This is a genomic window from Kribbella rubisoli (genome assembly GCF_004217145.1).
Lineage (GTDB): Bacteria > Actinomycetota > Actinomycetes > Propionibacteriales > Kribbellaceae > Kribbella > Kribbella rubisoli.
Genome location: NZ_SHKR01000017.1, coordinates 34,623 through 46,265 on the forward strand (window position 1 = coordinate 34,623; position 11,643 = coordinate 46,265).

11 protein-coding genes and 1 tRNA gene are annotated in these 11,643 nt (G+C 69.1%); 11 read left to right on the forward strand and 1 reads right to left on the reverse strand.

All coding sequences use genetic code 11. The annotated features are described in order from the left end of the window. Positions 1-33 precede the first annotated feature (33 nt). Genes EV645_RS35710 through EV645_RS35725 form a run of 4 tightly spaced genes read left to right on the forward strand, consistent with a single transcriptional unit; the run spans position 34 to position 3,750 of the window. Positions 34-912: a MerR family transcriptional regulator gene (locus EV645_RS35710; protein WP_198682094.1), complete on the forward strand. Its 879-nt coding sequence runs from the start codon at positions 34-36 to the stop codon at positions 910-912. Next, on the forward strand, positions 909-2,381 hold the full coding sequence (locus tag EV645_RS35715) for an SDR family oxidoreductase (RefSeq protein WP_130448598.1): 1,473 nt from the start codon (positions 909-911) through the stop codon (positions 2,379-2,381). The genes EV645_RS35710 and EV645_RS35715 overlap by 4 nt, the downstream gene beginning before the upstream one ends. Continuing rightward, on the forward strand, positions 2,378-2,815 hold the full coding sequence (locus EV645_RS35720) for an SRPBCC family protein (RefSeq protein ID WP_130448600.1): 438 nt from the start codon (positions 2,378-2,380) through the stop codon (positions 2,813-2,815). The genes EV645_RS35715 and EV645_RS35720 overlap by 4 nt, the downstream gene beginning before the upstream one ends. After that, positions 2,812-3,750, forward strand: a complete 939-nt coding sequence (locus EV645_RS35725; RefSeq protein WP_130448602.1) for an SDR family NAD(P)-dependent oxidoreductase — start codon at positions 2,812-2,814, stop codon at positions 3,748-3,750. The genes EV645_RS35720 and EV645_RS35725 overlap by 4 nt, the downstream gene beginning before the upstream one ends. Before the next feature lie 167 nt (positions 3,751-3,917). Here the strand turns inward: EV645_RS35725 and EV645_RS35730 are convergent. Beyond that, positions 3,918-3,989, reverse strand: a tRNA-Arg gene (locus EV645_RS35730). Positions 3,990-4,180: 191 nt separating this feature from the next. Here EV645_RS35730 and EV645_RS35735 point away from each other — a divergent pair. The 7 genes from EV645_RS35735 (at position 4,181) to thrB (ending at position 11,414) form a co-directional block, all read left to right on the forward strand. Beyond that, positions 4,181-4,366, forward strand: a complete 186-nt coding sequence (locus tag EV645_RS35735; RefSeq protein WP_130448604.1) for a PspC domain-containing protein — start codon at positions 4,181-4,183, stop codon at positions 4,364-4,366. 43 nt (positions 4,367-4,409) lie between these two features. Continuing rightward, entirely contained in the window at positions 4,410-4,937 is a 528-nt protein-coding gene (locus EV645_RS35740; RefSeq protein WP_130448606.1) for a hypothetical protein, read from the forward strand. A gap of 62 nt (positions 4,938-4,999) precedes the next feature. Further along, positions 5,000-6,658: an arginine--tRNA ligase gene (gene argS, locus EV645_RS35745; RefSeq protein WP_130448608.1), complete on the forward strand. Its 1,659-nt coding sequence runs from the start codon at positions 5,000-5,002 to the stop codon at positions 6,656-6,658. Then, positions 6,655-8,061, forward strand: a complete 1,407-nt coding sequence (lysA, locus tag EV645_RS35750) for a diaminopimelate decarboxylase (protein WP_130448610.1) — start codon at positions 6,655-6,657, stop codon at positions 8,059-8,061. Before argS ends, lysA begins: the two co-directional genes overlap by 4 nt. Further along, a complete protein-coding gene (locus EV645_RS35755) occupies positions 8,058-9,365 on the forward strand; it encodes a homoserine dehydrogenase (RefSeq protein WP_130448612.1) in 1,308 nt (435 codons plus the stop codon). The genes lysA and EV645_RS35755 overlap by 4 nt, the downstream gene beginning before the upstream one ends. 4 nt (positions 9,366-9,369) lie before the next feature. Then, the gene (gene thrC, locus EV645_RS35760; RefSeq protein WP_130448614.1) at positions 9,370-10,434 is read left to right on the forward strand and encodes a threonine synthase; all 1,065 of its coding nucleotides are present in this window, start codon (positions 9,370-9,372) and stop codon (positions 10,432-10,434) included. 62 nt (positions 10,435-10,496) lie between these two features. Further along, positions 10,497-11,414 carry a homoserine kinase gene (gene thrB / locus EV645_RS35765; protein WP_130448616.1) on the forward strand — a complete coding sequence of 306 codons (918 nt, stop codon included), beginning with the start codon at positions 10,497-10,499 and terminating at the stop codon, positions 11,412-11,414. Positions 11,415-11,643 lie beyond the last annotated feature (229 nt).

Here is an 11,643-nt window from a genome sequence, read left to right on the forward strand (position 1 = left end):
CAAAGGTCTGTCTAGAGTTTGTATAGTGTCCCTGTGGAGAGTTCGGTGCCTAGCGGTCTGCGGATCGGTGCGTTGAGCAAGCGCGCCGGTGTCAGCGAGCACGTCCTCCGTGCCTGGGAGACCAGGTACGGGCTTCTGTCACCGAGCCGCTCGAGCGGCGGCTACCGGCTGTACTCCGAGAGCGACGTACGCCGCGTGCAGCGCATGCGCGCGTTCCTCGCCCAGGGACTGTCCGCGGCTGAGGCGGCTCGCGCAGTGCTGGCCGAACGCTCGACCGTGGCTACAGACCCGGCCTCCGTACGCAAGGCGGAGGCCGGGGGTGTAGCCAATCTCAGGTCGGCGCTGGACGACCTCGACGAGCGGACCGCGCACCACGTGCTGGACGAGCTGTTCGGTGCGCTGACCATCGAGGCAGTCATCCGGGACGTGCTGATTCCTTACCTGCACGAGCTGGGTGACCGGTGGGGCCGGGGCGAAGTGACCGTCGGGCAGGAGCACTTCGCCAGCAACCTGATCCGGTCCCGGCTCGCGGGCCTGGCCCCTGGGTGGGGTGGGGGCCAGGGTCCGCGAGCAGTGCTTGCCTGTCCGCCCGGCGAGCTGCACGACATCGCCCTGCTGTCGTTCGGGCTGGTACTGCGGCGGTCCGGTTGGCGGGTGATCTACCTGGGCACCGACTCGCCCATGACCGATATCGAACACGCCGCGACCGTGCTGCAGCCGGATGTGGTGATGCTGTCAGCGTCCGATCCCGAGCGGTTCGAGCAGGTGCGGTCCGACCTGGGCCGGCTCTCGCGGGACTGGACTGTTGCTCTGGCCGGTCCCGGTGCGTCCAGCGAGCTCGCAACCGCCGTCGGTGCGCAGTACGTCGATGCCGACCCGGTGACTGCTGCCGAAGGTTGGGCCGACCGATGACCCGCGTCCTCGTGACCGGAGCCACCGGCTACATCGGCGGCCGGCTGGTGCCCGAGCTGCTCGCAGCCGGGTACGACGTACGCGTCCTGGCCCGGAACCCGCAGCGACTCGACATGCGTCCGTGGCGGCCCCGCATCGACGTTGTCGAGGGTGACGCCGCCGACCCCGCCGTACTGACCAAGGCACTGGACTGCGTCGACGTCGCGTACTACTTGATCCACTCGATGGGCGCCGGCCGGCGGTTCGAGGAGCGTGACCGGCGTACGGCGCTGGCGTTCGGAGCGGCCTGTCGTGAGTCCGGTGTCGGGCGGATCGTCTACCTGGGCGGTCTGCACCCCGACGGCGAGGAGCTGTCGCCGCATCTGGGCTCTCGTCGCGAGGTAGGGGAGATCCTGCTCGCCAGCGGCGTACCGACGACGGTGCTGCAGGCGGCGGTGATCATCGGCTCCGGATCCGCGTCGTTCGAGATGCTGCGCTACCTGACCGAGCGGCTGCCTGTCATGGTCACGCCGCGCTGGCTGGACACGCGGATCCAGCCGATCGCGGTTCGCGACGTACTGCACTATCTCGTCGGGTCCGCCCGGATGCCCGCCGAGGTGAACCGCGGCTTCGACATCGGCGGACCGGACGTGCTGACCTACCGCGCGATGATGCAGCGGTACGCCGCCGTAGCGGGCCTGCGTCCGCGCCGGATCAGGACCGTGCCGTTGCTGACTCCCAGTCTGTCCAGTCACTGGGTCGGTCTGGTCACACCGGTGCCCAGTGGCATCGCACGGCCACTGGTCGACAGCCTGGTGCACGAGGTGGTCAGCAAGGACCACGACATCGACCAGTACGTCCAGCCGCGTCCGTCTGGCGGGATCGGGTTCGACCGCGCGGTCGAACTTGCACTGAAGAAGGTGCAGGACCTGGATGTCAGTACGTCGTGGGCGTCCGCTTCGACACCCGGTGCGCCGAGCGATCCGTTGCCGAGCGACCCGGACTGGTCCGGCGGCTCTCTGTACCTCGACGAACGCGACTGCGTGGTCGACGCGTCACCGGAGCGGCTCTGGAAGGTCATCGAGGGCATCGGCGGTCGCCGCGGCTGGTACTCGTGGCGCCTTGGCTGGTGGACTCGTGGACTGCTCGACCGGATCGTCGGTGGGCCTGGGCTGCGGCGTGGCCGGCTGCATCCGGACACGTTGTCGGTCGGCGATCCGCTGGACTGGTGGAGGGTCGAGACGCTCGAGCGCGGCCGGTTGCTGCGGCTGCGCGCCGAGATGCGGTTGCCGGGGGAGGCCTGGCTCGAGCTGCGGGCCGGGACCGACGAGCACGGGCGCACGCTGTTCCGGCAGCGCGCGCTGTTCCATCCACGGGGTCTGCCGGGGGAGCTGTACTGGGCGGCCATCCGGCCGTTCCACGACGTCGTCTTCGGCGGCATGCAACGCAACATCGCGCACGCCGCCGAACGAGCCGAGGAGACCCGATGATCGTCATCGAACGTGAAGTGGCCGTCGCAGCCACCCCCGAGCGGGTCTTCGACTACCTCGCCGACTTCCGCAGTACCGAGGAATGGGACCCCGGGACGGTGCGGACCGTGCTGCTGCAGGGCGACGGCGGGATCGGTACGACGTACCGCAACACCTCGCGCTTCGCCGGCCGGGAGACCGAGCTGATCTACGAGGTGGTGGAGTTCATCCGGCCGGACCGGATCGTCCTGCGCGGTGAGAACCGCACAGTCGTTGCCCACGACACCATGTCGTTCCGGGTCGAGGCGCACATCACCCGGATCATCTATCACGCCGAGTTCCAGCTGAAAGGCCTGGCCCGCTTGGCCGAACCCTTCTTCCGCAAGCCGTTCGACCGGCTCGGCGAGGAAGCCGAGCAGGGTCTGCGCGACGCTCTGGGGAAGCTGGCGGCATGAGCGTGCTGGACACGCTCCTGGACCGGACGGTCCTCCCTGGCTACAGCAAACTCGGCTATCGGCTCCGCAGCCGCAGGTGGCCTGGCAACGACCCCGCACGTGACGCGTTGCGAGGTAAGACCGTCATGGTCACCGGTGCGCGCAGTGGGCTCGGCAAAGCCACCGCATCTGGCCTGGCCGGGCTGGGCGCCACTGTCCGTCTGGTAGTCCGGGACGCCGGCAAGGCAGCCGACGCTGTGGCGGATCTGCGCGGTGAGGTCCCCGACGCCAGGTTCGTGGTCGACGAGTGCGACATCTCCGACCTGGACGCCGTACGCCGCTATGCCGGCCAACTGACCGAGCCGATCCACGCCCTGATCCACAACGCGGGTGTCATGCCGCCGAAGCGCACCGAATCGCCCCAGGGCCACGAGCTCACGCTGGCCACCCACGTACTCGGCCCGCTACTACTGACAGAGCTCCTGAAACCCCTGCTGACGAACGGCCGCGTCATCTTCGTCGCGTCCGGGGGCATGTACACGCAGCAGCTGCCGACCGACGATCCGGAGTACCGCCACGGCACCTACCGCGGTGCGACCGCCTACGCGCGCTCCAAACGCATCCAGGTAGCTCTGACCCCACTCCTGGCCACCGACCTGGCCCCCACCTTCGTAGCCACCATGCACCCCGGCTGGTCGACCACTCCGGGCCTGACCACGTCCCTCCCGCTCTTCACCAAACTCACCCGCCCCCTCCTCCGCACCCCCACCGAAGGAGCCGACACAACGGTCTGGCTGGCCGCAACAACCCACCCCCTCCCCACCGGCAGGTTCTGGCACGACCGCGACATCCGCCCCACCCACTACCTGAACCGAACCCGCGAATCAGCAGCCGACCGCCGAAAGATCTGGGCCTACTGCCGGACAGCGGCAGGCATCCAGCCTGAAGCCGGGTGATTGCCGCAGGCCACGGGACCACCACTCCGCAGGCGCAGACGCCGCACATACGGGGGGTCCGGGGGGCGAAGCCCCTCCGGCGGGGGTGTGGGGGCTCGGCCCCCACAAAACACAAAGACCGATCCAGGTCCGCGCTCTCCGCGGACACAGATCGGCCAGATCGGTCGCGCCCCCGGCAGGATTCGAACCTGCGCACCCGCCTCCGGAGGGCGGTGCTCTATCCCCTGAGCTACGGGGGCTCAGGAACGTGCAGAACAGTAGCAGGAAGTTGAGCCAAATCCCGAATCAGGTACACCGTCGGCGAGCTGCGTCGCTCGTCGTACGGGGGAGCCCTGAGCGGACCCTGGAACTGCGGTGCGGTGGGATCAGATCGGGTACCGGCGCCGTCATAGTGGTCGTAAGGCTCAACAGTGGAAAGGAAACGGTACTCATGGCTAGCTCTCTGGTCCGCCCGTCAAATGATCGCTGGATCGGCGGTGTCTGTTCCGGACTCGCTCGCCGGTTCGGTATCTCGTCCAACACGATGCGCCTGATCTTCGTGGTCAGCTGCCTGTTGCCCGGCCCGCAGTTCCTCATCTACATCGTGCTGTGGGTGCTGATGCCGTCGGAGCGCTGACCCTCCGGCGGGGGGCGCTGCGCCGCATGGCAACCTGCTCTGCATGAGAGCAGGCAGCTGGCGGACGGCCGTTACGGCAGTCGCCTTGCTGCTCACGAGCAGCGTGGTGGGCGGCTGCCAGGTCGGTCCCGCACCACCGGCCGCCGCCGTACTGCGAACCACCGCACCGCCCTGGGACGCCCCGCGGGACGCGGTCTCGTACATCGACAAGGCCGGCTTCGAACGCCTCCCGCTCGACTTCTCCGGCCCGTCGCCGTACACCGTGCACATCGCGGTCACCGTGGACGGCAAACCGGTCGAGGTCCCGGCCGGCATCGGCATCGACAAGCTCCGGGCCGAGCAGGCCGCCGTACACACCCACACCACCGACGGCCTGGTCTGGGTCGAGTCCAAAACCACCTCCGACCACCCCACCCTGTCCCAGTTCTTCACCCTCTGGGGCATCAAGTACGACGCCCGCTGCCTGGCGGACGCCTGCGCCGGCTTGAAGGTCGCGGTGAACGGCTCACCCGCCGCCTGGGACACCCCGCTGGTGCGTAACGGCCACATCACTGTGAGCGCGCAGAGCTGACCTCGTACCGGGCTGTGGATAGCGAGTCAAGGGTTTGGGCGCAGGCCCATTAGGCTGAGGCGGTGACTCCGGAACAGCTCGCTGAGAAGATCCTGCAGGCCCTGGCCGCGCTCGCCGACGACGGTGCCATCACCGTCGAGGGCGGGCTGCCGCGCGAGCTGAAGGTCGAGCGCCCCAAGAACCCCGAGCACGGGGACTATGCCACCAACGTCGCGATGCAGCTCGGCAAGCGCGCCGGGATGAATCCGCGGCAGTTCGCCGAGCTGCTCGCCGCCCGGCTCCGCGACGACGAGGCGATCACCGCGGTGGACATCGCCGGACCGGGGTTCATCAACCTCCGGGTCGCCGCCGACGCCCAGGGCAAGATCGCGCAGTCGATCCTCGACGCCGGCCCGGCGTACGGGACGAGCGACAGCCTGCACGGCCGCGCGATCAACGTCGAGTTCATCTCGGCCAACCCGACCGGCCCGCTGCACCTCGGCCACACCCGTTGGGCGGCCGTCGGCGACGCGCTCGCCCGGGTGCTGGCCGCCGCGGGCGCGAGCGTGACCCGCGAGTTCTACATCAACGACCGCGGCAACCAGATGGACAAGTTCGGGGCCAGCCTGCAGGCGGCCGCGCACGGGCAGCCGATCCCCGAGGACGGCTACCACGGGGAGTACATCCTCGACCTGGCCAAGCAGATCGTCGCCGAGGTGCCGGGGATCACCGAGTTGCCGGACGCCGAGCAGCCGATCGCCTTCCGCGAGGCGGGGTACGAGCGCCAGCTCAAGGAGCAGCAGTCCCAGCTCGAGCATTTCCGGACCAAGTTCGACGTGTGGTTCTCCGAGCGCAGCCTGCACGAGCAGGACGGTGTCGGTCACGCGATCCAGAAGCTCCGCGAGCAGGGCCATCTGTACGACGCGGACGACGCGCTGTGGATGCGGACGACGGACTTCAACGACGACAAGGACCGCGTGCTGATCCGCACGAACGGCGAGCCGACGTACTTCGCCTCCGACGCGGCGTACTACGTGAACAAGCGTGAGCGTGGATTCGAGACCTGTATCTACATGCTCGGCGCCGACCACCACGGGTACGTGAACCGGCTGAAGGCGATCGCGGCCTGCGCCGGCGACGACCCCGAGCACAACATCGAGATCCTGATCGGCCAGCTGGTGAAGATCCTCAAGGGCGGCGAGGAGATGAAGCTGTCCAAGCGGGCCGGCACGATCGTCACGCTCGCCGAGCTGGTCGAGGAGGGCGGCGTCGACGCCCTGCGCTACACGCTCTGCCGCTACCCGACCGACTCGCCGCTGACCCTGGACATCGAGGAAATGACCCGCCAGGCCAGCGAGAACCCGGTGTACTACGTGCAGTACGCGCACGCTCGGCTCGCCTCGATCCTGCGCAACGCCGACGAGCTCGGCATCAAGCTGGACGAGTTCGACCCGGGTCTGCTCAGCCACGAGCGCGAGGGCGACCTGCTCCGCGCCCTGGCCGAGTTCCCGCGCGTCGTCGCGACCGCCGCCGAGCTTCGCGAGCCGCACCGGATCGCGCGATACCTGGAGGACACGGCGTCGGCGTTCCACAAGTTCTACGACAGTTGCCGCGTGCTGCCGCGCGGCGACGAGGAGGTGGAGCCGGTGCACAAGGCTCGCCTGACCCTGGTCTCCGCGACCCGGACCGTGTTCGCCAACGGGCTCGACCTGCTCGGCGTCTCCGCACCGGAGCGGATGTGAGGGCCCACGAGGCGGGCGCGCTGCACGCCGACATCGGCCACAAGGCTCCGCCCTGGCTGCGCGCACCGCGGGACCCCAACGACCTTGTCACCTCGCTCTGGTCGATGTCGGCCAAGAAGACGGCCGAGGGCTCGCTGGTCGTCGGCGGCGTCGACGTCCGCGACCTGGTCGCCGAGCACGGCAGCCCGGCCTTCGTCCTGGACGAGGACGACTTCCGGGCCCGCGCCCGTGCCTTCAAGACCGCCTTCAAGGACTTCGACGTCTACTACGCCGGCAAGGCATTCCTCTGTACGACGGTCGTCCGCTGGGTGATGGAAGAGGGCTTGAACCTCGACATCTGCAGCGGCGGAGAGCTGGCCGTCGCACTCCGGGCGGGTGCCGACCCGAAGCGGTTGGGGTTCCACGGCAACAACAAGTCCGAGTCCGAGCTGGCACGCGCGCTGGACGCCGGCGTCGGGCGGATCATCGTCGACTCGCAGTACGAGATCTCCCGGCTGATCGAGCTGGCGGGGGAGCGCAACGTCGTCGCGCCGGTGATGATCCGGGTCACCGCGGGCGTCGAGGCGCACACCCACGAGTACATCGCGACCGCGCACGAGGACCAGAAGTTCGGCTTCTCGATCACGTCCGGCGCGGCCTTCGAAGCCGTTGCCCGGGTCAACGAAGCACCCGAGCTCGAGCTGCTCGGCCTGCACTCGCACATCGGCTCGCAGATCTTCGACTCGTCCGGGTTCGAGGTCGCCGCGAAGCGCGTGATCGCCTTGCACGCAAGGGTTTCCGACGAGCTCGGCGTGGACATGCCGGAGCTCGACCTCGGCGGCGGCTTCGGGATCGCGTACACCACGCAGGACGACCCGTCCGACCCGGCGCAGCTCGCGACCGAGATGGGCAAGATCGTCGAACACGAGTGCCGCGCGTTCGAGGTCGACGTGCCGAAGGTGTCGATCGAGCCGGGGCGCGCGATCGTCGGACCGGCGATGTGCACGGTGTACACGGTCGGCACGGTCAAGGAGGTCGAGCTCGACGCCGGCGCCATGCGGACGTACGTGTCCGTCGACGGCGGGATGAGCGACAACATCCGCGCCGCGCTGTACGACGCCGACTACTCCTGCACGATCGCCAACCGGTACTCCGACACCGAGCCGACGCTGGCCCGCGTGGTCGGAAAGCACTGCGAGGCCGGGGACATCGTCGTGAAGGACGAGTTCCTGCCGGCCGACGTGCAGCCCGGCGACCTGATCGCCGTCCCGGGGACGGGCGCGTACTGCCGCTCGATGGCGAGCAACTACAACCACGTGCCGCGGCCACCGGTGATCGCGGTCAAGGACGGTCGAACGCGGGTCGTCGTACGCCGTGAGACCGAAGACGACCTGCTTCGCCTTGATATGGGGACCGCCGAATGAACGACGCTGTGAACGATGCGAAACCTCTTAAGGTAGGCCTGCTCGGTTGCGGAGTGGTCGGCACCGAGGTGGTGCGGATCCTGACCGAGCAGGCGGACCATCTCGCGGCCCGCGTCGGCGCCCGCCTGGAGATCGCAGGCATCGCCGTACGCCGTCCCGGCCGTGCCCGCGACATCGCGGTCGACCCGGAGCTGATCACGACCGACGCGCAGGCGCTGGTGTCGCGCGGCGATCTGGATCTGGTGATCGAGGTGATCGGCGGGCTCGAGCCCGCCCGCAGCCTGATCCTGACCGCGCTCGAGCACGGCGCCTCCGTCGTCACGGCGAACAAGGCGCTGCTCGCGGAGGACGGCCCGACGCTGTTCGCGGCCGCGGAGAAGTACCAGCGCGACCTGTACTTCGAGGCCGCCGTCGCCGGCGCGATCCCGATCCTGCGGCCGCTGCGCGAGTCGCTCGCCGGTGACGACGTGATCCGGGTGATGGGCATCGTCAACGGCACCACGAACTACATCCTCGACAAGATGGACACCACCGGCGCCGGCTTCGACGAGGCGCTCGAGGAGGCCCAGGCACTCGGGTACGCCGAGGCCGATCCGACCGCGGACATCGAGGGATTCGACGCGGCCGCGAAGGCAGCGCTCCTTGCCAGCTTGGCGTTCCACACCCGCGTCTCGATCGCCGATGTGCACCGCGAGGGCATCACCGAGGTCAGCGCGACCGATATCGCGTCGGCCCGCGAGATGGGCTGCGTGGTCAAGTCATTGGCGATCTGCGAGCTCGACGAGACGACCGACTCGGTCAGCGCCAGGGTGTATCCGGCGATGATCCCGCTCACGCATCCGTTGGCCAGTGTTCGGGACGCGTACAACGCGGTTTTCGTGGAAAGCAAGGCAGCCGGGCGGCTGATGTTCTATGGTCGTGGTGCCGGCGGCGCCCCGACGGCCAGTGCAGTCCTCGGGGACCTGGTGTCCGCCGCGCGCAACCGGCTCAAGGGCGTGCCGGGTGTCGGCGAGTCGTCGTACACCCAGCGGTCCGTGCGGCCGATGGGCGACGCGATGACCCGCTACCACGTGTCGCTGGACGTGGCCGACAAGGCCGGTGTGCTGGCGGCGGTGGCCCAGGCCTTCGCCGAGCACGACGTGTCGATCCAGACCGTCCGCCAGGAAGGCCGGGGCAGTGACGCGGAGCTGGTGGTGGTCACTCACACCGCGACCGACGCCGCGTTGTCCGCCACCGTGGAGGCCTTGCGCGACATGGACATCGTTCGGGAAGTCAGCAGTGTGATGCGGGTGGAAGGCGAGTAGAACTATGGCTCACCAGTGGCAGGGCGTGATCGAGGAATACCGGGACCGGCTTCCCGTATCGGCGGACACGCCGGTCGTCACGCTCGGCGAGGGCGGTACGCCGCTGGTGGCCGCGCAGTGGCTGAGCGAGCAGACCGGCTGCGAGGTCTGGCTGAAGGTCGAGGGCAACAACCCGACCGGCTCGTTCAAGGACCGCGGCATGACCGTGGCGATCTCGCTCGCGGCGCAGGCCGGCGACAAGGCGGTCGTCTGCGCCTCGACCGGCAACACCTCGGCCTCGGCCGCGGCGTACGCCGTGCGCGCCGGGATGGTCCCGCTGGTGCTGATCCCGGCCGGCCGGATCGCGAAGGGCAAGCTCGCGCAGGCGGTCGTGCACGGCGCCAAGCTCGTGCAGATCGACGGCGGCTTCGACGACTGCCTGCGGATCGTCCGTGAATTGGGCAAGCACTACCCGGTGGCCCTGGTGAACTCGGTCAACCCGGTCCGCCTCGAGGGGCAGAAGACCGCGGCGTTCGAGGTGTGCGACGCGCTCGGCGACGCCCCCGATCTGCACCTGCTTCCGGTCGGCAACGCGGGCAACATCGCGGCCTACTGGAAGGGATACCAGGAGTACGCGAAGGACAAGCTCGCGACCCGGACCCCGCAGATGTGGGGTTTCCAGGCCGAGGGCGCGGCGCCGATCGTGCGCGGTGCGATCGTCGAGAAGCCGGAGACCGCGGCCACCGCGATCCGGGTCGGCAACCCGGCGTCCTGGACGCTGGCCGAGGCCGCGCGGGACGAGTCGGGCGGCCGGATCGAGATGATCACCGACGAGAAGATCCTGAACGCACAGCGTGAGCTCGCCGCTCGTGAGGGCGTGTTCGTGGAGCCCGCTTCGGCGGCCGGGGTCGCCGGTCTGCTGCACGCCAAGGCGCAGGGTTGGCTGCCGGGCGGCTCGACCGTTGTGATCACGGTCACCGGCCACGGCCTGAAGGACATCGACACCGCGCTCGACCACATCAGCATGGACGAGTCACCCGTCACCGCCGCCGACACCGACGCGGTAGCCCGCGTCGCCGGCCTGGCGTGAGCCCGACCGTGCCACCCTCGGCCGCCGACCAATCCGCCGAGCAGCGCCGGCCATGTGATCAGGTGCGGGTGCGGGTTCCGGCGACGAGCGCGAATCTCGGGCCTGGGTTCGACGCGTTCGGGCTCGCCCTGACGCTCTACGACGACCTGATCGTCATCCCGTGCGGATCCAGCGTGACCGTCGAGGTCAGCGGATGCGGTGAAGGCGAAGTGCCGCTGGACGAGACGCATCTGGTGGTGCAGTCGATCCGCGCCGGGCTTGAGGCGCTGGGTGCGTCGGTGCCCGGATTCACGTTGCGTTGCGAGAACCGGATCCCGCACGGTCGCGGGCTCGGTTCGTCGTCCGCGGCGATCGTCGGCGGCCTCGCGGCGGCGTACGCACTCGCGGGGGAGCCGGTCGATCGCGAGCGTCTCGTCGTACTGGCGAACGAGCTCGAAGGGCACCCCGACAACGTTGCGGCGGCGGCCCTCGGCGGGTTCACGATCGCTTGGACGGAAGGCGCGGAGACAACTGAGGGGCGTGGCCGCGCGATTCGGTTGGAACCGGCGGACGGATTGGCTGCGGTTGCTTATGTACCTGACAATCGCGTGCTGACCAAAGAGGCGCGCGGACTGCTGCCGGGCGTTGTTTCCCACACCGACGCGGCGGCGAACGCGGGCAAGGCCGCGTTGCTCGTCGCGGCGATGACCGGCCGCCCGGAAATGCTGCTGATCGCGACCGAGGACCGGCTGCATCAGGAGTACCGCGAGCCGGCGATGCCCGAGAGCCTCGCGCTGGTGCACAAACTGCGCGGCAGCGGGCTGGCCGCGATCATCAGCGGAGCCGGTCCGACCGTCGCCGTACTGGGTGGTCACGACGGGAAAGGCGCAGGTCAGGGCAATCTTTTCGGCGGTACGCCGGAGCCGCCGGACGGCTGGACGAAGTACGAGCTGGACATTGATCCAGTCGGCGTACAGGTCTGGTCCATGGAAGCCGGCTGAGTCGGCGGAGCGGCGGGGGAATCCTGAGGCGCTGACACGCGTTGTACAGACCGAGTCAACCGGACGACCCGTAGTGGTGCTAGTCTCGACTCACCCGATCCCCTCCAGGTGATCGGTGAACTCTCGTCACGATCCGGGCTGTGCTCCCGGCACCCTGTGTTGTGTGGCGACCCTCCTGTGGATGTGACCTTGCGCCGCCTGCGTCGGAGAAGTCCGGGGGGACTCAGAT

Excerpts from the sequence above, each read along its gene's own strand:
- EV645_RS35715 (WP_130448598.1), top strand. The coding sequence starts at position 909 with ATGACCCGCGTCCTCGTGACCGGAGCCACCGGCTACATCGGCGGCCGG.
- EV645_RS35720 (WP_130448600.1), top strand. The coding sequence starts at position 2,378 with ATGATCGTCATCGAACGTGAAGTGGCCGTCGCAGCCACCCCCGAGCGG.
- EV645_RS35725 (WP_130448602.1), top strand. The coding sequence starts at position 2,812 with ATGAGCGTGCTGGACACGCTCCTGGACCGGACGGTCCTCCCTGGCTAC.
- EV645_RS35735 (WP_130448604.1), top strand. The coding sequence starts at position 4,181 with ATGGCTAGCTCTCTGGTCCGCCCGTCAAATGATCGCTGGATCGGCGGT.
- EV645_RS35740 (WP_130448606.1), top strand. The coding sequence starts at position 4,410 with ATGAGAGCAGGCAGCTGGCGGACGGCCGTTACGGCAGTCGCCTTGCTG.
- EV645_RS35755 (WP_130448612.1), top strand. The coding sequence starts at position 8,058 with ATGAACGACGCTGTGAACGATGCGAAACCTCTTAAGGTAGGCCTGCTC.
- thrC (WP_130448614.1), top strand. The coding sequence starts at position 9,370 with ATGGCTCACCAGTGGCAGGGCGTGATCGAGGAATACCGGGACCGGCTT.